Annotated in this window: 16 protein-coding genes; 5 read left to right on the top strand and 11 right to left on the bottom strand. The window is 62.0% G+C overall.

Annotated elements, in window-relative coordinates; translation table 11 throughout:
• Nucleotides 1–141: 141 nt before the first annotated feature.
• The 4 genes from K8U03_21330 to K8U03_21315 all read right to left on the bottom strand — a co-directional run bounded on the left by K8U03_21330 (nucleotide 142) and on the right by K8U03_21315 (nucleotide 4,617).
• Nucleotides 142–1,659, bottom strand: coding sequence for a DEAD/DEAH box helicase (locus K8U03_21330; protein ID MCE9607437.1), 1,518 nt, complete (start codon nucleotides 1,657–1,659; stop codon nucleotides 142–144).
• Nucleotides 1,660–2,450: 791 nt separating this feature from the next.
• Entirely contained in the window at nucleotides 2,451–3,311 is an 861-nt protein-coding gene (locus K8U03_21325; GenBank protein MCE9607436.1) for a DUF1080 domain-containing protein, read from the bottom strand.
• Between the two features lie 111 nt (nucleotides 3,312–3,422).
• Entirely contained in the window at nucleotides 3,423–3,905 is a 483-nt protein-coding gene (locus K8U03_21320) for a hypothetical protein (protein MCE9607435.1), read from the bottom strand.
• Nucleotides 3,906–4,017: 112 nt separating this feature from the next.
• Complete coding sequence (locus tag K8U03_21315) at nucleotides 4,018–4,617, bottom strand: hypothetical protein (GenBank protein ID MCE9607434.1); 600 nt, start codon at nucleotides 4,615–4,617, stop codon at nucleotides 4,018–4,020.
• A gap of 280 nt (nucleotides 4,618–4,897) precedes the next feature.
• Here K8U03_21315 and K8U03_21310 point away from each other — a divergent pair, with 280 nt between their 5' ends.
• Entirely contained in the window at nucleotides 4,898–6,364 is a 1,467-nt protein-coding gene (locus K8U03_21310) for a S1 RNA-binding domain-containing protein (GenBank protein ID MCE9607433.1), read from the top strand.
• 158 nt (nucleotides 6,365–6,522) lie between these two features.
• On the opposite strand, the gene K8U03_21305 is transcribed toward K8U03_21310, so the two are convergent.
• The 7 genes from K8U03_21305 to argH all read right to left on the bottom strand — a co-directional run bounded on the left by K8U03_21305 (nucleotide 6,523) and on the right by argH (nucleotide 15,843).
• The gene (locus tag K8U03_21305; protein MCE9607432.1) at nucleotides 6,523–7,038 is read right to left on the bottom strand and encodes a hypothetical protein; all 516 of its coding nucleotides are present in this window, start codon (nucleotides 7,036–7,038) and stop codon (nucleotides 6,523–6,525) included.
• Between the two features lie 248 nt (nucleotides 7,039–7,286).
• Entirely contained in the window at nucleotides 7,287–8,399 is a 1,113-nt protein-coding gene (locus K8U03_21300; protein ID MCE9607431.1) for a beta-lactamase family protein, read from the bottom strand.
• A gap of 108 nt (nucleotides 8,400–8,507) precedes the next feature.
• Complete coding sequence (gene hemA, locus K8U03_21295; protein ID MCE9607430.1) at nucleotides 8,508–9,782, bottom strand: glutamyl-tRNA reductase; 1,275 nt, start codon at nucleotides 9,780–9,782, stop codon at nucleotides 8,508–8,510.
• A complete protein-coding gene (gene ccsA, locus K8U03_21290) occupies nucleotides 9,779–10,678 on the bottom strand; it encodes a cytochrome c biogenesis protein CcsA (protein MCE9607429.1) in 900 nt (299 codons plus the stop codon). Before ccsA ends, hemA begins: the two co-directional genes overlap by 4 nt.
• Nucleotides 10,679–10,805: 127 nt before the next feature.
• The gene (locus tag K8U03_21285) at nucleotides 10,806–11,888 is read right to left on the bottom strand and encodes a sigma-54 dependent transcriptional regulator (GenBank protein ID MCE9607428.1); all 1,083 of its coding nucleotides are present in this window, start codon (nucleotides 11,886–11,888) and stop codon (nucleotides 10,806–10,808) included.
• Nucleotides 11,885–14,317, bottom strand: a complete 2,433-nt coding sequence (locus K8U03_21280; protein ID MCE9607427.1) for a hypothetical protein — start codon at nucleotides 14,315–14,317, stop codon at nucleotides 11,885–11,887. The genes K8U03_21285 and K8U03_21280 overlap by 4 nt, the downstream gene beginning before the upstream one ends.
• A 143-nt stretch (nucleotides 14,318–14,460) precedes the next feature.
• A complete protein-coding gene (argH, locus tag K8U03_21275; GenBank protein ID MCE9607426.1) occupies nucleotides 14,461–15,843 on the bottom strand; it encodes an argininosuccinate lyase in 1,383 nt (460 codons plus the stop codon).
• Nucleotides 15,844–16,428: 585 nt separating this feature from the next.
• Here argH and K8U03_21270 point away from each other — a divergent pair.
• The 4 genes from K8U03_21270 to K8U03_21255 all read left to right on the top strand — a co-directional run.
• A complete protein-coding gene (locus tag K8U03_21270; protein MCE9607425.1) occupies nucleotides 16,429–16,692 on the top strand; it encodes a hypothetical protein in 264 nt (87 codons plus the stop codon).
• Entirely contained in the window at nucleotides 16,692–16,982 is a 291-nt protein-coding gene (locus tag K8U03_21265; protein ID MCE9607424.1) for a type II toxin-antitoxin system RelE/ParE family toxin, read from the top strand. The genes K8U03_21270 and K8U03_21265 overlap by 1 nt, the downstream gene beginning before the upstream one ends.
• A gap of 229 nt (nucleotides 16,983–17,211) precedes the next feature.
• The gene (carB, locus tag K8U03_21260; GenBank protein MCE9607423.1) at nucleotides 17,212–20,490 is read left to right on the top strand and encodes a carbamoyl-phosphate synthase large subunit; all 3,279 of its coding nucleotides are present in this window, start codon (nucleotides 17,212–17,214) and stop codon (nucleotides 20,488–20,490) included.
• A gap of 131 nt (nucleotides 20,491–20,621) precedes the next feature.
• Nucleotides 20,622–21,252, top strand: a 631-nt coding sequence (locus tag K8U03_21255; GenBank protein ID MCE9607422.1) for a DUF262 domain-containing protein, incomplete at its 3' end; no start/stop codon positions are given.

Raw genomic sequence — 21,252 nt, 5'->3', positions numbered from 1 at the left:
GGAAGGCCTTTTGTAAAACTGGAATTAGTAAAACTTTACGTTAAACGCTACCCGATAGATAGGTAAAAAAGGGAGACGGAGCCGCCAGCGCCTGAGGCGAGCGGCTCCATCTCCCGCATGGTTATTCTATGCCGCGGCTCATTACAGGGCACGGCGATGCTTTTTCTGCGGCGGGCGACCTTCCGCAGCTGGTCCGGCAGGCTTTGCCGGGGCATGCACGGCGGGTGCCGTACCGTTGCCGCCGCCGTTTGCCGGACGGCTTGCGCCACCGCCGGAGGAGCCGTGTGCTCGACCGTGGCCGCCATGCCCTCCTTGGGAAGAGCCGCCGCTGGGGCGACCGCCCGAAGAACGGGTATTCGTCCGACCACCGCGACCGCCGCCGCTGTTGCTGCGGCCGGAGCCGGAGCGACCACCCGAGCGGGCTTCGCCGCCGATGACGCTCCGTGAGCGACCTTGGCCTTGCGAACGCTCGCCACGATCGCCGCGCTCAGGGCTCGTGTCGTGGACTGCGGCGACCAGCGCCGGATCGAACTGCGGGAGTTCCCCTCGGGCCGGGATCGTCTTGCGGAGCAAGCGCTCGATGTCGCGCAGACGCGAACGCTCTTCCGGATCGCAGAACGCGACGGCCGAGCCGGTGAGGCCGGCGCGACCGGTGCGGCCGATGCGATGCACGTAGGTTTCCGGTTCGTGCGGCAGTTCGTAGTTGACGACATGCGACACGCCGTCGACGTCGATGCCGCGGGCCGCGATGTCGGTCGCGATCAAGATCGGCGGCTTCTGCGACTTGAACGCGGCCAAGGCCCGTTCGCGCTGGTTCTGGCTCTTGTTGCCGTGAATCGCTTCGGCGCGGATGCCCGACTTGACCAAGTCTTTTTGCAGCTTGTCGGCACCATGCTTCGTGCGCGTGAACACGATGACGCGGCTCATCGCACCATCTTGCAACAGATGCACCAAGAGATGTCGCTTCTGCTTCTGCGGGACGAAGAACACCGATTGCTCGACGGTTTGCGCCGGCGTAGCTTGAGGCGTGGTTTGAATTTCCAGCGGATCGCGGAGCATCGAGTCGGCGAGCGATCGAACTTCTTTCGGCAACGTGGCCGAGAAGAACAACGTCTGTCGTTGCGTGGGGATCATCTTCACGATCCGGCGCACATCGTGGATGAAGCCCATATCGAGCATTCGGTCGGCTTCATCGAGCACGAGGTATTCGACGTTCTTCAATTCGACGAGCCGTTGATTGACCAAGTCGATCAGCCGGCCCGGCGTGGCGATCAAGACGTCGAGGCCGCGCATCATCGCCGTCGCTTGCGGACGTTGGTTGACGCCGCCGTAGATGACGGTCGAGCGCAGCTTCGTGTTCCGGCCGTAGCTCCGGAAGCTCTCATGGATTTGGCCGGCGAGTTCGCGCGTCGGGGCGAGAACCAGCACGCGGCATTGCTTCGGAGCGACCTGCTTCGGGTCGGCGATGAGCCGCTCGATGAGCGGTACGGCGAACGCGGCGGTTTTGCCGGTGCCTGTTTGAGCGCAACCGAAAAGGTCGCGGCCGGCGAGCACGTGCGGAATCGCCTGGGCTTGAATCGGGGTCGGGGTTTCATAACCGTCGGCGGCAATCGCGCGGAGCAGCGGTTCGGAAAGCCCTAAGTCTTGGAACGTCGTCATTCTAAAATCATCCTAGAAACACAAATACGAAAACATCGGTACGGCCCGTCGGTCGCGACGGGTGCGGCAAGCGCACGGCGGCGAAGAACGTGGAGTTCTCAGCCGAAAGAATCGCCGGGTCGACGTCGAAGGAGGCTGCGGTGGCAACGAATCGCTTCGCTCCGATTTCGCACTCGAGCGAGTGCGGTGTTCGGAAAGGAAAGCGCTGTTGCAAAGACCGGCGGCCGCGTCACGTCGCGCTCTGCAAGCAGAGCCGGACGACCCCAATACGCACCGAGCGGACGCTTTGCATTTGGTAAATGCGCAGCGGTCGTGTTGCTCGGCGGAGGGGGCAAGCGGTGAATCGCGGTCGAGAGCCGGATACTTTTCCCGGCGGACCACGGAACTGGAGCCCAATGCTCGAAAGCCGCTGCTGCAGGGGAAAATGGCCGCTTCAAGAAGAAGCATTCGGGGCGAAAGCGCTCGCAATGGTTTGCTGGGCAAACCGCTACGGGCCGTCGCTTCTTACCACCTCGTTACGCCCCAACTATAGCACTTAGCTAGGGAGCGGCATAGGTAGGTTGCGATAATAAAGCCCGATTGTGCCGGTTTTTAAGGACGAATGACGAGGAATGCACCGAATGCAGCAGGCACGTTCCACGTGCCGTCCGCCACAAGGGGCTTCGAGCTACGAACACGGCTCGCCCCCGGATAGGCATCCGGGGCTATTGAACGGATGTCGAACGTGGCGCGAGCGTGCGTCGCGCTCGAAAGGCGCACGTGGTTACGGCACGTGGAACGTGCCTACTACTTTAACGGAACTTCGGCGCTTTCCCGAGCGGGTACAACTCGATCCGCCGAAAGAAGATCTCCGCAAGCTCGGCTTGGATCTGGATCTTGCCGGTCGATGGGTTCGCTTCCGTCGCGTGGTTGACGACGACGCCGTTGACGAGGTTCGTGATCGAATCGTCGCGACAGATCACGTCCATGCGGATCCACTCGGCGTCGGCAGGGACGATCTCTTGCTTGCCGCGGAAGCCGAGCTCATCTTTCCAATCGGGATCGCGACCGAACCAGTTGACGCGGCCGCGCAGAAACTCACGCTTCTCGCCCCCTTCGTGCCAGACCCATTCCATGTCGCGATCTTGCTCGACCTCGGCTTTGATCGACAGCTTCTGATTCGGATCGATGATCCCGCCGGAGACGACGATGAAATCGCCGTAGCCCCCTTCGATGATCTGCGTTTCGATCGAACGCATCCAGATGCCGTTGTACGCGCCGTCGGCACCGTAGGAATGAACCAAGATGCCGGAATCGCGGGCCTTCTTCGCGCGCTCATGCCACGTGCGCGGCCCCCATTTGAACTCCGCGACGAGATGATAATTGCGATAGGCCTGGTTCGTCGTGACGCAGCCGAAGCCGTCGCCCGAGATGTGCAGGAGTCCGTCGCGCACGGTGAACACCTTGCGCGGATCTTCGCGCTGCGTGTCTTTCAGCCAGGTGTACCAGCCGGTGAGGTCGGTGCCGTTGAAGAGCGCGATTCGGTCAGTCGGCACGATCGGCTCTTGCGCTGCGGCGCTGCTGCCCAGCAATGCGCAGCCGAGCAACGCGATGACGGAGAGCGCATTCAAAGGCTTCGTCAGCGAAGCAAGCCGAACGGGAGCGACGAACATGGCGGGAGTCCTCAAGGGAAGGGCGGGCGAACCGGTCGCACTGCGCAGTGACTTTATAGCGCGGTTGCACCTTATCGCGCCGTCGAGCGTTTGTCACGCCTCTCTTACGCGCTAGCCGCGACGTTTCAAATACACGCCCATGCCGATGAGCGTCACGACGACGATCGCCGTCGCAACCACCGCGATCGCGATCCAGAACCGTCCTTTGGCGTCTTCTTTCTGGTTTTCGTAGCGCTGCTTATGCCGCAGATAAGCGACGCTCCGCTCCACGGTCGGTACGAATTGCGTTCGGCACTGCGGGCAGATCACCTCGGTGCCGAGCATCTCTTCGGGCGTTTCCAGCGCGTGCCCGCGCGGACAAAGCACTTGCAACACCCGCGGCTCGGGCACGGCGACCTGCGGCGCAATCGGCTCTTGCGCCGCAGCACCTCCGGAAGAGGAAGCGCCGCGCGAGCGCGCTCCCGCCGCTCCGACCCCGGCCGACTTCGGAAACATGAACAACGTCCCGCACAGCGGACAGCGCCCCTGCGTGCCGAGTTGCTCGTCGTCTCCCTCGAGCAGATGCCCTTGCGGACAATAGAATTCAAAAGGCATGGGAGAGGAGGAAGGGGTCAGGGGTCAGTAAAGACAATTCAGAGCCGAGCGTCATCAGCGAGATCGTGGTTCGCTTGCGGTTTCGCGGTCCGCTCACGCTGTAGCGCCCGTGTCACCTCACCGCGCGCTCAAAGCAATAATCAAACAACGTATGCCACTCGATCGCCTGCAAAGTTCGGCACGCTTGCTGCAGCTCGCGGTCTCCCTTCGTCGCAGCCTCGCAAAGGTCGACAAAGCGATAGGGATCCCACTTCGGCGCGGCGATCAGCGTTTGCACTTCAATAGGCGCAAAGGCCCGCGTGGCTTCGGCGGCCGTTGCCGGACGCCGGGAGAACTCCGCACGCGCCGCCGCGAGTAACGCCTCGAACGCCTCATGCTCGCCCGTTTGCCGAAACCAATACTTCGAGTTGTCGTAGTCTGGTTCGCGGCGGTGCATGAGGGCGTGCCAGTAGCTTCCGGTCGCGCCGGCGATCTCTTGGCTCAAGGCATGCGACTCGCTGAGAAAGTCGTGATAGAGCCAGAGCCCGGCTAGGCAGGCCTCGGCCATCGCGCCGTCGGCCGGCTTGCGGGCGGCCGCAAGGTCGGAACTGCGAAGCGCTGCCAACCGCGAACGCGCAGCGGGGTTCGGCGCACCGGCATCGAGCGCGGCGATCCGCTCGGGCACCAAGAGCTCGCGCACCGACGACGGATACTTTTCGACGTCAAACGCCACGGGTCGGTCCTCAGCGAAAGAACAAGCGTCGTAAAGCACGCATTTTATCCCCCGTCGGCTTCGGCTCGCAGTCCCTAAATCGCGACGTTGTCGATGTTTCGTCGCCGATGTTTCACCGTCGGTGATCCGCGGGGCTGCATGTCGTCGGCCGCATCTTTCAGGGGGCGCAGCCGACTGGTACATTTGACTCTTCGTTTTCCGCCTCGACGCGCTCGGCATTGCCGGTCGCGAATCTCGAGGCTTCACGCGTCCCACGGATGTCTTGAAAGAAGCACGTTCCATGAGCGAATCGAATTCCAGCAGCGATCCCCGCCCCAACTCCACCGCCGATCTCGACCCTGCCATTGCCGCCGCGCAGCAAACGGATGCTCCGCTTTCGCCGACCGGCGACGACATGCAGGCCGGCCCGAAGGTGAAGATCGGCACGCAGCGTCCCGGCGGGCAGCGCGTGAAGGCGGTCGCCGAGCGCGTGCTGAGCGACGGGCGTCCGTCGGGCGTGAAGACGCCGGTCCCTAACATTCGCTCGAGCTTGCCCGACGATCTCGAAGCCGAAGTTTCCGCAGCGCTCCAAGGGATGTCGCTCAACGACATGGTCGACACCGCCGGCAAGTCGACGAAGCTGGTCGAGATCGCACAAGATAGCCGCCGCCCCGGCCGCGTGATCAAGATCTATCAAGGGGACGTCTTCATCGAGCTCGGCCCGAACGCGCAAGGGGTGCTGCCGCTCACGAACTTCACCGAGCCGCCGACGCTTGGGCAGATCGTCGAGGTCGTCGTCGGGAAGTTCAACGAAGAAGAAAACTTCTACGGTCTCTCGCTCCCGAACCGCCCGACCGTGGTCGGCGATTGGTCGCAGATCTCGGAAGGGGCGATCATCGACGTGCGCATCTCGGGCCACAACAAGGGTGGGCTCGAAGCGGACGTCGGCAATCTGAAAGGCTTCATTCCGGCCGGACAAGTCGCCGTGTATCGGGTCGAAGACTTTTCGCAGTTCGTCGGCGAGAAGTGGACCGTGCTCGTTACGGAAGCCAAGCCGGAACGGCGTCGGCTGGTGCTCAGCCGTCGTGCGGTGATCGAGCGCGAGAAGGAAGAAGCGAAAACGAAGCTGATGGCGGAGTTGCAAGTCGGCGATGTGAAAGAAGGGATCGTCACGCGCATTCAAGACTTCGGCGCGTTCGTCGATATCGGCGGCGTCGATGGTTTGATCCACGTCAGCCGGCTCGCTTGGAATCGCGTGAAGCACCCGAGCGAAGTCTTAAGCACGGGGGATAAGGTGAAGGTGAAGGTCGTGAACATCGACCCAGCCAGCGGCAAGATCGGCCTGTCGCTACGCGATCTGCTCGAAGATCCTTGGAAGCTCGCTTCGTATAAGTACAAGCAAGGCGATGTGATTCGCGGACCGGTCGTGCGGACGCTCGACAAGGTCGGCGCGTTCGTGCAACTCGAGCCGGGGATCGACGGCTTGGTTCACATCTCGGAACTGGCCCATCAGCGCGTCTGGCGCGTGAGCGACTTCCTGAAGGAAGGGCAAGAGATCGAAGCGAAGGTCTTAAGCGTCGACCTGGATCAGAAGCGAATCAGCCTGTCGATGAAGGCGCTATCGATCAATCCCGAGGTCTTGAAAAAGCAGGCGGAAGAAGAAGCGGAGGAAAACGCCCCGGTAATTCCGCTGCCGCCGCAGCCGAAGAACCTCAAGGGAGGCATGGCTAAAAAGAAAGGCGGCGCCCAGTTCGGCCTGAACTGGTAACCCTTCTCCCGGCGGGAGAAGGTGGCGGCAGCAGCAGCCGGATGAGGGGCGGCTCGCTGAGTTGCTCACTCACCAACACGTCATAAAAAACAAGAGCCCGCGCGATTCTCTCAAATCGCGCGGGCTCTTTTCGTTTTATCTCGGCTATCAGCTATCCGTTAGCGACCGCTGTTGATCGCCCCGCCGATCGCCGCACCGATGTTGGCGCCACGCCCGCCGCCAAGTGCGCCACCGATCGCTGCTCCGGTGTTCGCGCCACGGCCGCCGTAGTAGCCGTTGCCGTATCCATTGCCGTAACCGTTGTTGTAGTAGCCGTTCCCGTAGCCGTTGCCGTAATAACCGTTGTTATAGCCGTTGCCGTAAACGTTACCGCGGTAGCCGGCTCCGTATCGCACGGGCCCACCGAAGATGTTCTGGTTGTTGTACATGTAGACGCCTTGAGCGTTCGGGTACACCCAGTTGTTCTGATGATGCACGGCCCATTGGTTGTTCTGATCGTAGTACCACCAATTGTTGTTGTGGTACTTCCAACGCCAAGCATCGGCATCGACTGCGGCATTCACCGCCGCACCAGCTACGTTGCCCGCGACGTTCGCAGCCACTTGAGCATCCGCCGTCTTAGGCATCGCCGATAAGCAGGCACCGACCAACAAGAGTGAAAAGAGATATCGCATGTCATCCTCCGAAGAATTTCGGTTGTAAGTATTCGACGATGCCCTAATGGCTTCGTCTTTCTTTGAGGAGGTAATGCACACTCTATGCCGAATGGTTGAATAAGCCGGAGATACCGGAAAACGGGGAGGAAAGGTCGAATAGCGAGCCGCTTTCGCCGAATCGAAGAATTGCGATTGGTCGCGCAGCCGTCAGGAAAGCACTCTTTCGACCAATACGTGCGCGATCCCGCCGACCATGAGCGAACGCGTTACGAGTAGACCTCGGCAATCTTGTCGCCGAGCGCGTCGACATCGAACGCATCGTCGTTCGACAAGATCACGACGGTGAGATCGTCGTCGAGATAGCGACAGATATACGTCGCCGTACCGGCCCAACTTCCATCATGCGAAACGGCCCGATGGTCGTCGCTGCTTGCATCGGTCCAACCGAAGCCGTAGTCGTGCGCTTCGCCGTCGTCGAGCTTCCCCGGCGTGTAGGCCCGTTGCTGCATCTGCTTCGAGACGAGCTTATGGGAGCGCAGCGCAAGATCCCACTTCGCCATGTCTTCGATCGAGCTGAACTGATTGCCGTCGCCGACGATCACGTTCGGGCTGCCGACAAGTTCGACCCCGTCGTCGGTTCGCTTATAGCCGCGCGGAATCACGTTCGGATGCGGCACAGAGCCGTCGTAAACGAACGAGTCGCGCATCGCGAGCGGCGTGAAGATCTCCTTCGCCTGAAACTTCGCGAACGTCATCTTCGCGACACGCTCGACGAGGATCGCCAGCAGCGCGTAGTTCGTGTTCGAGTATTCGTACTGCGTGCCGGTCTTGTGCCCGAGCTTGTGCTTCGCCGCGATCTTCAATACCCCGAGGGTCGGCAACTTCTCGAATTCGGCATCGGTCCCGGTCCACAACTCCATGTAATCCGTGAGGCCCGACGTGTGGTGCAACAGATCGAGGATGCGGATCGGGCGATCTTCATCGAACGCGGGCAACTCAGGAAGATGCTTGCGCACGTCGTCGCGCAACGTCAATTGCTCGCGCTCGGCGAGAATCATCACGGCCATGGCGGTGAACTGCTTCGACACCGACGCCAGATCGAACGGCGTCCGTGTCGTGATCGGCCGCTTCGTTTCGATGTCGGCGAAGCCGTAGCCCCGGGCGTGTTCGATCTCCCCTGCGCTCACAACCAACACGGCGATGCCCGGCCCGCCGGCCTTCAGATTCTTGTGTACGACCTTGTCGATTTGCTTCGAGTGTTCTCCCTCGACGTCGGCAGCGGCGCTCGCCCGCGTAGCGAAGCCTACGGCAGCGAGCGAGCAGCAGGAGCGCCCGAGGAACAGGCGACGCGAGAGATCTTCGTGAGGCGAAGTATGCATAGCGGCATGACCTTTGTAGGTTGCGACGTTACCGCGAAACCGCAAGCGCGACGACTTACCGGCTTGTGAACGGTAATCCGTCTTCAACCGACCACTGCCCACTGCCCATTACTCTTTCAAATGAAACAACCGCTTCAGCGCATCGAGCAAGCCGTGCGGCACGCCGTGGCGAGCTTCATCCCGTAGCGACTCCAGCGGCGGGTGCAGCAGCTTATTGATCAGCCGCTCGAACGATTCCGCGATCGACTCGCGGGCTCGATCGTCGAGGTCGGGGAGCTTGCTGAACAGCCGACGGAGCTCATCTTCCTTGGGCTGCTGCCAGCCCTGCTTGAGTCGCTTAATAATCGGCGCGGTAGCGCGATGATGCAGATCGGCCATGAAACGCGAGGTTTCGAGCTCGACGATGCCGAGCGCTTTGGGCAGCTCCCGATCGCGCTCGGCCCGATTGCGGCGGCAGGCTTCTTCGAGATCGTCGATCGAATAGAGATAGACGCCGAGACGATCGCCGATCGCAGGGTCGAAGTCGCGCGGGATCGCGAGATCGAGAATAAACAGATCGCGCTGAAAGCGTTCATCTTCGATCTTGCGATAGTCCGCCAGCGTGACGATCGGCTCCGTCGCGCCGGTCGTCGAGACGACGAGATCGGCGTCGACCAACAACATCGGCAAGTATTCCCACTCCGCGGCTCGTCCTCCGAAGCGCGCCGCCAAGTCGCGGGCCCGATCGAAGTTTCGATTGACGACGACGAAGTCTTGCGCCCCTTCGCTCTTGAGATACGTGAGGGTTTCTTCCCCCATCTCGCCGGCGCCGATCAAGAGAATCCGCTTGTCGTCGAACCGCTCGAAGATGTTCTTCGCGAAGTCCTGCACCGCGACGCTCGGGATGCTGACCCGTTTCTCGTTGATCGAGGTTTCCGTAGCGACGCGCTTCGCCACCTTCAGTGCCGCTTGAAACGCTTGGTTCGTCAATGGGCCGACCGACTGTTGCTTCGTCGCCAGCTCGTAGGCTTGCTTCACTTGCGAAAGAATTTGCGCTTCGCCGAGCACCATGCTGTCGAGGCTCGCGGCGACCGTGAACAAATGCCGCACCGCATCTTCGCCCGAACGCTCGAAGAGGTCGTCGAAGACTTCGATCGGCTCGAGGCCGTGAAAGTCGGCGAAGAACTGCACGACCTCTTGATGCGAGGGAGTGGCGTCATCCTCCTCCGAGGCCGTGTAGAGCTCGATCCGATTGCAGGTCGAGATGAGCACCGCTTCGGCGGCGGGCCAGCGCGAGCGCAGCGTACGGAGCGCTTCGGCCGCTTGCGCCGGACTAAACGCGATCCGGCCTCGCACTTCGGTCGAGGCGTTGTGATGGCTGCAGCCGACCATCTGTAATTTCATACCGCACCTCGGCCGGCTTGCGGAGGGCAGACGATGGCTGCAATGCCGGAGCGATGCTTCGGCGCGCCGTGGCCGCTCGGCAGCAATCGCCCGAGGCCGAGCGACACGACGACGACCAGCGCCGAGACGATCGTGAGATACGCGATCTTGCGCCCTTGCCGCGCGGGCTTGTAAACGACGACGAACGTCGAAGCGGCGGCGAGCCAGAGGACGACCATGCCGAATCGCCACACGACCGGATCGCTCCAAGAGAACTGCCCCTTCACGAGGTTCAAGATCATGCCGGTAAGCAAGCCGAGGGAGAGAAGCGTGAACGAAGCGAAGAGGGTGCGCAGGCCGGTTTGTTGCAACCATTCGAGGCTCGGGAGCCGGAGCCCTTGCTGCGCGCGGAGTTTGTGTTTCAAGCGATACGCTTGCACGAGCTCCATTACGCCGGTCGCGAAGCCGAGCAACACGCTCACGAAGCCGGTCGCGAGGCAACAGAAATGAATCGTGAGCCAGATGCCCGAGGCTTGCTCGCGGGCCAGCGGTTCGCGTGCCGCCGAAAACTGCGCCGCCGCGACGAGCGCGAGCACCAGCGGCAACAAAAACAAGCCGACCGCGGTGCGGCGCTCGTTCGGGGCATTCAGCTGGCGAAACGTCCAACCGAGATACACGGCGGCCAAGGCCCACGCGGCGATCAGATACCAATCGAACTCGCTCGACAGCGGAGCCGCCGAGGTCGAGAGCGTGGCGCGGTAGCCGAGGAAGAGCGTATGCGCGATCACGCCGGCCGCGCCGAAGCCGAGCATCAGCGCGCCGCGCAAGCCGCTCCGAAACCACATGCGCGTCGCTTCAAGCCCGAGCGCTACGGTATAGCTGGCGGTGAAACAGGTAAGGCTGATTCCGGCGAGCATGGCGGGGCGATCGAGACCTGAAAGAGAAGGGGAGGGGCTGCGCAGGGCATCGGCAGGAGCGACTTCGACGGCCGGCCTCCGCCGCGAGCGGCGGAAACCGATTCTACATTCTACGCCCCACGGCGGGCTATTCCTTCAAGTTCCCGTCTTCCAGGCCGTAATCTTTGAGCTTTTTATGGAGCGTGTTACGGTTGATTCCGAGCTTCGCGGCCGCTTTGATCTGTACGTTGTCGCATGCCGCGAGGATCTGCACGATCAGCTCTTTTTCGACCCGATCGACGATTTTCGAGTGCAATTCGGTCTCGTTGGGGGAGGCCGTCGTCAGGCCTTGCTGCACCAGCTCGAAGGTGAGCGTTTCGAGATCGGTCCCTTTGAAGCGGGGGCTGCGCCCCTTTGCCGGCTCGCCACCCTGCACGTTTTCCGGCAGCAAGTCCAGCGTCAGCTCATCGCCGGGAGCCATCACGACGGCCCGCTCGATGTAGTTCTGCAACTCGCGGACGTTCCCCGGCCAGTGATGGTCTTGCAACGCTTGCATGGCCCGTTGATCGATATGGACCACGTAGCGGTCGTTCCGCTCGTTGTACATATTCAGGAAGTGGCCGACGAGTTCCGGGATGTCGTCGCGTCGTTCGCGCAGCGGCGGCAGTCGGATCGGAACCACGTTCAAACGGTAGTATAAATCTTCTCGAAACCGTTCGTTCTCGACTTCGTCGGCCAAGTCGCGATTGCTCGCCGCGATCACACGGACATCGACCCGAATCGTCGCCGTGTCGCCGACCCGCTCGAACTCCCGCTCTTGCAACACGCGGAGCAGCTTCACTTGCAGCTTCGGCGTCGTCGAGTTGATCTCGTCGAGAAACACGGTGCCGGTATGCGCCGCCTCGAAGCGGCCGGTGCGGTTGTCGATCGCGCCGGTAAACGAGCCGCGAACGTGCCCGAAGAGCTCGCTTTCGAGCAGGCTCTCGGAAAGCGCACCGCAATTCACACGCACGAACGGGCCGCTGCCGCGCGGGCTCAACGTATGCACCGCCTTGGCGATCAGTTCTTTGCCGGTTCCGGTCTCGCCTAAGAGGAGCACGCTGGCGTTCGAGCCGGCGACCCGGCGCGTCAGCTGATAAACCTTCTCCATGGCCGGGCCGCCGCCGATCAGGCCCGGAATGGGAGGTCCGCTTTGGTCGTGCGGATCGAAGCTGCGAGAAGAAGGGCTCATGGCGACGCCGGCGCAGCCTTTTTCACGGGGCTTGCCGGCGGCGTGACGACGGCGGGCTGCGCCGTCGCGATGCCGGGCACTTTCACGGCGCGCGCCTCGATCGCATCGAGCAGGCTGCCGAGCACGGCTTGCGTCTCTTTGTCGAGCGTGGCGGAAGCGTTGTAGCGCGCGTATTGCCGCTCGATCTCGCTCTTCGTGAGGAGCGTGCCGTGGCGATAAACGCTCTCGCGAAACGCCTCGCTCGCGGCTTTGCGAGCTTCGAGCGATCCACTCTCCGAGCTCGCCACATCGACCAGCGTGCGCTGCCCGGCCGGCGAACCGAAGTAGCCGAGCACGCGGCTCGCCTCCAGCGACACGGCCGGACTCCAAGCCGCGGCCAAGAGCGCGGTCTCGAACGACCGCAGGTTGAAGACTTTGTTTTGCTTCGCGAGCAGGCCTGCCATCGATGCCAGCGCGCTGCGGGCTTCTTGCACCCGTTCGGCGGCCGGCACGAGCGAAGCCGAAGCGGCCGCCGCGAAGTCGGACGTTTGCATGACGAATTGCTCGGTCGAGCGAGGCTGATAAATCGCGATCGCCAACGGATCGCCGGCGATCAACGAACGGGTTCGCTCGACATCCTGCGGCTCGCAATAGACGACGACAGGCAGACGGGCCGTGCGGTAGTCGGCTCGATACTGAGCGAGCAATTGGCCGAGCTCGGCGAGCAGCATCGGCCGATACATCACGACCAATTCCAGGTCGGGATCGGCCGACGCCATGCGCACGGCGTCGCGGGCCGTCGACGCGGTATCGCTTTGAAAGCCGAGGCTCGAAGTAATGCCGGAGAGGTCGCGAGCGCGGGCGATGTTGGCATCGACGGCAAGCGCTTTGCGCAAGCCGGTCGACGCCGCGAAGTAGCCGAGCGCGTCGGCCACGGCGCTGGAACCGACGAACGGCTCTTGCGGGTTCAGCTTCACGATCGCTTCGAGCGCGGCGAAGCGAATCCGACGGTCGGGATGCGTCATGAGTTTTGCCAGCGGCGACGGCCGGCCGCCGACTCCGTCGAGCGAACGCACTCCCTCGGCGTTCGCCAACAAGCCGACGACGGCGGCGACCGAGGCGACCCGATCGTTTGCGGCGGCGAACTCCAGCAGTCGTCGCAATTCCGCGGCGGTAGGTTTGACGTCGACGCTCCACTGCATTACGGGATTAGATGCCGCGGCCGCAGGAGTTGCGGCGGCTTTCGGCGCAGCCGGATCGGCTTCCGCCGCTGGAGCTTCTTCCGTCGCCGGTTGTGGTTTCGCTACGGGTGCGGTGAGCAGCGCCGCCTCCAAACTCGCGGCTTGCGCTAGCGTGACGGCGCTCGGATCGCGGTCGGCGATCTCGGCGGCCGTACGGGCGAGTCGGGCCGCTTGGGCCAGTACGGCGGCGCGGCGCGTCGTTGCCGCGAGAACCGGTTTCTTCGCGGCGACGTCCCAATGCCATACGCCGGCGGGAGCCGTGAGGTCTTCCGGTGCAATCGGCGACAAGTAGAGACGCTTGGCGTCTAGATAAAGCTCGGCCGCAGCCGTGATCGGGCTCGGCAGTTTCCCCAGTCGACGAGCAAGCGCCTGCGAAGCGATCTGCCGCACGTGCGACGCGCTTTGTGGCGCGAAGGCCGCGGCGTAGAGCGGCTCGCGCGCTTCGCGGTCGTCGGTGAGTCCGAGCGCCATGAGCGAGGCGGTGCGTTGCGATTCGTTGCCGGCGGCGGCGAAGAGCGCGAGGGGTTCGATGCCGTCGGCACCAAGCGACGCCAGCGCCGCGCGAACGCCGCCGTGCTCCGCAGACCGGTCGGGAGCGAGCAAGACATTTAATAACGCGAGCGCCGCCTGTTCGCGACCGCTGCGGAGTTCGGCGATCGCCGCCAGCCGAACCTCGAGCGAGGGTTCTTTCAAGCGTTCGATCAACTCGGCGAGGCGGTCGGGATTGCGGGCCGCGCGATCCATCGCCGCCGTGACTTTGCGGACGAACTCGAGCCCTTGCGGTCGGAATTCGGGGACTTCGGCCAATCGATAGAGCGCTGCGCTGCCGACCTTCTTGCCGAGCGCCGCGAGATCGGCTTCTTCCGTGGCCGCGGCGAGTAGCTTCGTAAATAACGTCTTTGCCGGTTTGGGTTGCTTCAAGTCGAGCAGTAGCGCGATCACGTTGACGAGATCTTGCGGCGTCTCCGGCTTGGTATCCATCAACGCCTGCACGGCCGGGTCGGCATACTTTTCCGGTTCGGCAGGCTCGGCCGGGGCGGCTGCCGGCGCAGCGGCGGCGGGTTTCGCGGCCGGCGGCTTCGCAGGAGCGGCACCGGCGGCAGGAGCCGCGGCAGGTGCGGCAGGGGCAGCTTGCCCGAAGGCTTGCGCCGTCGAACCAGCGACCGCGGCGAATAACGCGAGCACGAAAGGAATGGAATGTCGGCTCATGGCAACACGACCTAGCTAAGACGCGACGTTAAAACACGACGAACAAGGCACGCATCAAACGGTTTCTTCAAGCGCGGGTCCGTTGCGCAGCACAAGTCCTCACTCCAACGATCCGGTCTCTCTCCAAAGGTACGAGGGGTTCTCTAGCTCAGGCCGAGCTTCTGTGTCCACGCTGCCACTTGTCGGGCCACTTCGCGCGGCGCGGTCGAACCGTAGCTGACGAACGCCTCGACCGCTTGCTTCGGCCCGAGGATCGCGAAGACCCGCTCGTCGAGGCAAGGATGGGCGGCGGTGAATTCGGCTTGCGGCAGGTCGGCCAAGCGACAATCGCGGTCGAGCGCCGTGCGCACGAGCTTGCCGACGATCTCATGGCCGGTGCGCTGCGGAACCCCTTGCTTAATCAGGTATTCCATCAAGGTCGTGGCGTCGAGATGGCCCCGGTCGAGCCGGGCCGCGATGACGTCGCGCTTCAATTCGGCTCCGGCGACGAGCGGAGCGGCGAGCTCCAGGCACATCCGCACCGTGTCGGCCGAGTCGAACAGCGGCTCTTTGTCTTCTTGCAAGTCGCGGTTGTAGGCCAGCGGCAGGCCTTTGATCAGTACGAGGAGCCGCGTCAGGTTGCCGACGACGCGGGCCGTCTTGCCGCGCGTGAGCTCGAGCACGTCGGGGTTGATTTTCTGCGGCATTATCGACGAGCCGGTGCAGAAGGTCTGCGGCAGCTTCAGGAAGTTAAACTCCGTCGTCGACCAGAGAATCCACTCTTCGGCCCAGGTGCTGAGGTGTTCGGCGATGAGCGTCAGGACGAACGCGAACTCGACGGCGAAGTCGCGATCGCTTGAGACGTCGAGGCTGTTCGCGGCGACGGCGTCGAAGCCGAGCCGGCGGGCAACGTCGAAGCGATCGATCGGCAAGGTCGTGCCCGCGAGCGCGGCTGCGCCGAGACTGAGCACGTTGAGCCGCTTCCGGCAATCGGCCAGGCGACCTCGATCGCGCTCGAGCTTTTCCGTGTAGGCCAGCCAGTAGTGCGGCGCGAGCACCGGCTGTGCCCGTTGCATGTGCGTATAGCCGGGAAGGATGACATCGGCATCAGCTGCGCACCGGCCGACGAACGCTTTCTGCAAGTCGACGAGCCGGAGGTCGAGCTCGTCGATGGCGTCGCGAACCCAAACGCGAAGATCGGTCGAGACCTGATCGTTACGGCTGCGGGCCGTATGCAGTTTGCGGCCGATGTCGCCGGTGCGGTCGATGAGGGCCCGCTCGACGTGCATGTGGATGTCTTCGAGCTCGGTGCGGAAGGGAAACCGGCCTTGCTCGATTTCCTGGCGTATCTCTTCGAGTCCTTGCTCGATAGCGCGGCATTCGTCTGCGGAGATGAGGCCGACTTGCGCGAGCATTTGGGCATGCGCGGTGGAACAACGGATGTCTTGCGCATACAACCGGTGGTCGAAGCTCACGCTTTCGGTGAACTTCTCGACCCGCTTGTCGGTCGCCTGCTCAAAAACTCCGCTCCAAGCCTTGTTGCTCACGTCGTAGGGTTGCCGCCGAATGGAAGACGAGATCGATGGATGTGAAGCCTCGCAAACAGTTTAACTCTAAATGGCGCTCCCCGAAGCGTCAATCGCCGGGAACGACGCAAAAGCAGGCAAACGTGCATTCAGAGTAGTTCGTTGGGTGTTGAGCGTGGCGATTATGTCGGCTGCCGTGATTGGGACGGTTCAAGCTGTTCTATGCTGGTGATCTTTGGGCATGGGGGCAATATAATGCGCGAACAGGTAAACTATTCGGATGTCACCACTATTTGGAATTCGGTTGCTCGCGGTGGGGCCACATCCTCTTGAGGTACTACGGCTCGTTCGCGCGATGTCTTCTCGCGACTTAATCCCGCCGGCGGCCGTTAAGGCAGAGTTGGAAAACGGCTTGCCGATGCTGATTTCGGACAATTTAGATTACCACGATGTCCGGCTGGCTATAGGAGCTTTTGAGAAACTAGGCGCATCGGTTGAAGTGTTCACGTCGCTTTCCGACTAAGGTGAATTCTCGCAATTTCAAAGTGAACCATTACCAGTTGTTCCATTTTGACGCTGCCTCGCGAAACTGGTAATTTCAATTGCATGAGTGATGCACTGTCTCCTCAAGTCGAACAAGTTATCAACGACGCATTGTCGCTCGGAGCCTATCCTTCGCGAAAGGCACTCCTAGAAGCGGCAGTGCTGGAAATGCGTGCCGCTCAAGGGGATCTTGCTGCGCGCCTGGAACTTTGCGATCAAGCGATCGACGAATACGAATCGGGCTATCGAGCCGAATGGAATCCCGATGAGCTTAAGCGCCGCCTTCGTGAAGCGTACCCCGACGACTCAACGCGGAAGCCGGCCTAGTGCCGCAGTTTCTCAGAGCTCGGCGTGCGGAAGAGGATCTGTTCGAAATCGTTTCGGCAATCACGATCGAAAATCGTTCGGCGGCCGAGTCGATGATCGACCGTTTCAACGAGACGTTTCGTCGACTCGCCGACCATCCGCTGATCGGCGAGCAGCTTCGCTCGAGCCGGAAGCGAGACGTGCGGCTTTTCCCGGTCGGCAACTATGTCGTCTACTATCGGCCTGTTGTCGAAGGGGTGTTGATTTTGCGCGTTTGGCATGCCGCGCGAGGAAATCCTCCGAAGTTGTGAGAGTTGCGGTCGCTGCCGTTCTTCGCGAAAAGGTCGGCGACGTTCGCTCACATTCGTCGTAAGTCGGCCTCTGCAATCGGCTTGATCGAAGCGCGATCCCGCCACTTGTCCCCCCGCCTCTCATCGTGGTAACTTGGTGGGATTTTACACCGCAGCCGGTTCCTCTTCCGAGGCCTCGCGGCTGCGCTTGCTCCTGTCAGGTCGCCCCCGCTTAAGAGGTCTTGCTGCCGTGCCACGTCGCGACGATATCCATAAGATTCTGATCATCGGCTCCGGTCCTATCATCATCGGACAAGCGTGTGAGTTCGACTATTCGGGCACGCAAGCCTGCAAAGCCTTGCGCGAAGAAGGCTACGAAGTCGTACTGGTCAACTCGAACCCGGCCACGATCATGACCGATCCGGCGACCGCCGATCGGACCTACATCGAGCCCCTCACGGTCGAGATCGTCGAGAAGGTGATCGCGGCCGAACGGCCCGACGCGCTCTTGCCGACGCTCGGCGGCCAGACCGGTTTGAACCTCGCTATGGCCTTGGCGAAGCGCGGCATCTTGGAGAAGTACGACGTCGAGATGATCGGCGCTCGGCCCGACGTGATCCGCAAAGCGGAAGAGCGCGAGCTCTTCAAGCAGGCGATGGAAAAGATCGGCCTGGAAGTTTGCCGCGGCAAGACCGTGCGCAACTACGAAGATGCGGTGAAGGCCCAGCAAGAGATCGGCCTGCCGTGCGTGATTCGCGCGAGCTTCACGCTCGCCGGCTCCGGCTCGGGCATAGCCTTCAACAAAGCCGACTTCGAGCGCATGGTCCGCCACGGTCTCGATCTTTCGCCGATCAGCGAAGTGCTGCTCGAAGAATCGATTCTCGGCTGGAAAGAGTACGAGATGGAAGTGATGCGCGATGCCGACGACAACGTCGTGATCGTCTGCGCGATCGAGAACTTCGACCCAATGGGGGTCCACACCGGCGACTCGATCACGGTCGCCCCGGCGCAAACCTTGTCGGACAAGGAATACCAGCGGATGCGCGACGCCTCGCTCGCGGTCATTCGCGAGATCGGCGTCGAAACCGGCGGCTCGAATATCCAGTTCGCGATCGACCCGAAAACCGGTCGCATGATCGTGATCGAAATGAACCCGCGCGTCAGTCGCTCGAGCGCGTTGGCGTCGAAGGCGACCGGCTTCCCGATCGCGAAGATCGCGGCGAAGCTCGCGGTCGGCTATCGGCTGCACGAATTGCAAAACGACATCACCCGCGAGACCAAGGCCTGCTTCGAGCCGACGATCGATTACGTCGTCACGAAGATCCCGCGCTTCGCCTTCGAGAAGTTCCCCGACGCCGACAACACGCTGACGACGCAGATGAAAAGCGTCGGCGAAACGATGGCGATCGGCCGCACGTTCAAGGAAAGCTTTCAGAAAGCTTTGCGAGGGCTCGAGGTCGGCAGCTTCGGCTTCGGATCCGACGGCAAAGACCTGTGGTACACGGACCGTCGCCCGTCGCTCGACGACATCCGCGCGAAGATCGGCCGCCCGAACCCGGACCGCGTTTGGTATCTGCGCTATGCGCTGAAGGCCGGCATGACGGTCGACGAAGTGTTCGGCATCACGGGGATCGACCCCTGGTTCCTCGACAACTTGAAGCAGATCGTCGACATGGAAGACCGCTTACGCGCGATCGGTTCGCTCGACGCCGTCGACGACCTGCTGCTGCGACGCGTGAAGCAATTCGGCTTCTCCGATCGGCAGCTGTCGCACATCTTCCAGATGACGGAAGGGAACGTTCGCGCGGAACGCAAGCGCCGCGGCATCAAGGCCGTGTTCAAATCGGTCGACACTTGCGCCGCCGAGTTCAAAGCCTTCACGCCGTACTTCTATTCGACCTACGAAGACGAATGCGAAGCCCCGCGCAAAGAGCCGGGCAAGCGCCGCATCATGATTCTCGGCGGCGGGCCCAACCGGATCGGGCAGGGGATCGAGTTCGATTATTGCTGCTGCCACGCCAGCTATGCGCTCGAAGAACTCGGCATCGAGTCGGTGATGGTGAACTCGAACCCCGAGACGGTGAGCACCGACTACGACACGAGCGACTATCTCTTCTTCGAGCCGCTCACGGTCGAAGACGTCTTGAACATCTGCGACGTCGTCGAGCCCGACGGCGTGATCGTGCAGTTCGGCGGTCAGACCCCGCTGAACCTCGCGCGAGCGCTGGCGAGCAACGGCGTGCCGATCATCGGCACCAGCGTCGATACGATCGAAGACGCCGAAGACCGTGAAAAATTCCAGCGGCTGCTCCAGCGCATCGGTTTGAAGCAACCTCCGAACGGCATCGCCCGCACGATGGCCGAGGCCCGCAGCGAAGCGGCCAAGATCGGCTATCCGATTCTCGTCCGTCCGAGCTTCGTGCTCGGCGGCCGCGCGATGGAAATCTGCTACGACAACGCGCAGCTCGAAAAGTTCGCCGTCGAAGCGTTCGCCGTGTCGCAGGGTCAGCCGGTGCTGATCGATTGCTTCTTGGAAGACGCCATCGAGGTCGACGTCGATTGCCTCTGCGACGGCGAGACCGTCGTCGTGGCGGGCATCATGGAACACATCGAAGAGGCCGGCGTCCACTCGGGCGACTCGGCCTGCGCCATCCCGCCGTATAGCCTGGCCGGGCCGGTTTCCGCCGAAATTCGCGCAGCGGCCTGCAAGCTCGCCATCGAGCTCAACGTGCGTGGGCTCATGAACATCCAATTCGCCGTGAAGCGCGAAGAGGGGCGCCCGACGATCTACGTCCTCGAAGTGAACCCCCGCGCAAGCCGCACCGTGCCGTTCGTCGCCAAGGCGACGGGCGTCCCCGTCGCGGGCATCGCCGCGAAGATCATGGCCGGCGTTTCGCTCATCGAGCAAGGGGTGACGACCGATCCGATTCCGGCGTTCGTCAGCGTCAAGGAAAGCGTCTTCCCGTTCATCAAGTTCCACGGCGTCGATATCGTGCTCGGGCCCGAGATGCGTTCGACCGGCGAAGTAATGGGCGTCAGCGAACGGTTCAGCATCGCGTTCGCCAAGAGCCAACTGGGCGCGGGAGTCGTCTTGCCGACGGAAGGGATGATCTTCATCAGCCTCGCCGGACCGACGAAGAAACACGGCGTGCGCATCGGCCAAAAGCTTAAGGAGCTCGGCTTCACGCTGCTCGCCACCGAAGGGACGGCCAAGGTGCTCACCGAGGCCGGCATCGAAGTGAAAGTCGTGCGCAAGCTGCAAGAGGGGAACCCGAACCTGCTCGACTACCTCGTCGACGGCACGGTGAAGCTCATCATCAACACCCCGAGCGGCAAGGGCGCGCGAACGGACGAAGGGAAGATCCGCGCCTCGGCCGTCTCGCACGGAGTGCCGTGCATCACGACGATCCCGGCCGTCGACGCCGCGCTGCTGGCGATCGAAGCGCTCCGCACCGAAGGCATGACGGTACAAGCCCTACAAGACCGCTTCCCGCACCTAGCCCCGCCGCCGGCGGCGATGAGGGTGTAAGTGCCAAGTGTAGCAATGGACTACCGTCACTAATTAAGTGCCACTGTATATAAGCGACATATAGGTAGATTTGTTTGTGGTCATGCTCTGTTGAGATTACTCTCGAATAACCAACCAAAAAGGGTTATTCCATGAGTAAGCTACGGTTCGAGCAAAAGTCGGTTCGTCAACTTCGAGACTGCCTTGAACGTAGGGTATTTGCGATCCCACGGCTGCAGCGAGAGTTTGTATGGAATGGCCCAAAAGCCGCGGCGCTCTTGGACAGTATTTATCGTGGTATGCCGATAGGTGCATTGACGATTTGGGAGACGGGACGAGAAAGTAGCGACCTCCTTCGCCCCTCGCTTAACATTCTTCCTACCTTTGATACGACTAACAAGCAAATTTGGTATTTGCTCGACGGTCAACAACGTCTTTCGGTCCTTCACCAGTCGTTTGCCGGCGAATCACGTACCAATTCTCAGCATCGCCAAGTCGACTTCTCTCACCTTTGCTTTCGAGTATCGGAAGATGTGGAAGGCGAGGAAATTCCACGATTCTCCTATCGTAAACCGATAGATGGAGAATTCGTTTCCGTACCTACGCTTCTGGGGCGTTATTGGAAAAGCCGTCTGAATTATCTTGACCTGCCCCCACGCGTGATACCAAGTGTTGCGTTAGTTTCTTCAAGAATCAAGCTTGGTCTTTTCGCGGAGCGCAGCGTAGCGAAAAGACCAAGCTTGAACGGCCTCGGGTGCCGGGGGTCGATAGCCCAACGAGCTA

Source organism: Planctomycetia bacterium (assembly GCA_021413845.1).
In the GTDB taxonomy this organism is placed as follows: domain Bacteria; phylum Planctomycetota; class Planctomycetia; order Pirellulales; family PNKZ01; genus PNKZ01.
The sequence above is the reverse complement of the archived record's forward strand: the minus strand, read 5'-3'. Positions and strand labels throughout refer to the sequence as shown.

What these genes read in the sequence shown, in the direction of transcription:
- K8U03_21330 (MCE9607437.1), bottom strand. Translation starts at nt 1,659, where the DNA reads ATGACGACGTTCCAAGACTTAGGGCTTTCCGAACCGCTGCTCCGCGCG.
- K8U03_21325 (MCE9607436.1), bottom strand. Translation starts at nt 3,311, where the DNA reads ATGTTCGTCGCTCCCGTTCGGCTTGCTTCGCTGACGAAGCCTTTGAAT.
- K8U03_21320 (MCE9607435.1), bottom strand. Translation starts at nt 3,905, where the DNA reads ATGCCTTTTGAATTCTATTGTCCGCAAGGGCATCTGCTCGAGGGAGAC.
- K8U03_21310 (MCE9607433.1), top strand. Translation starts at nt 4,898, where the DNA reads ATGAGCGAATCGAATTCCAGCAGCGATCCCCGCCCCAACTCCACCGCC.
- K8U03_21305 (MCE9607432.1), bottom strand. Translation starts at nt 7,038, where the DNA reads ATGCGATATCTCTTTTCACTCTTGTTGGTCGGTGCCTGCTTATCGGCG.
- K8U03_21300 (MCE9607431.1), bottom strand. Translation starts at nt 8,399, where the DNA reads ATGCATACTTCGCCTCACGAAGATCTCTCGCGTCGCCTGTTCCTCGGG.
- hemA (MCE9607430.1), bottom strand. Translation starts at nt 9,782, where the DNA reads ATGAAATTACAGATGGTCGGCTGCAGCCATCACAACGCCTCGACCGAA.
- ccsA (MCE9607429.1), bottom strand. Translation starts at nt 10,678, where the DNA reads ATGCTCGCCGGAATCAGCCTTACCTGTTTCACCGCCAGCTATACCGTA.
- K8U03_21285 (MCE9607428.1), bottom strand. Translation starts at nt 11,888, where the DNA reads ATGAGCCCTTCTTCTCGCAGCTTCGATCCGCACGACCAAAGCGGACCT.
- K8U03_21280 (MCE9607427.1), bottom strand. Translation starts at nt 14,317, where the DNA reads ATGAGCCGACATTCCATTCCTTTCGTGCTCGCGTTATTCGCCGCGGTC.
- K8U03_21270 (MCE9607425.1), top strand. Translation starts at nt 16,429, where the DNA reads ATGAGTGATGCACTGTCTCCTCAAGTCGAACAAGTTATCAACGACGCA.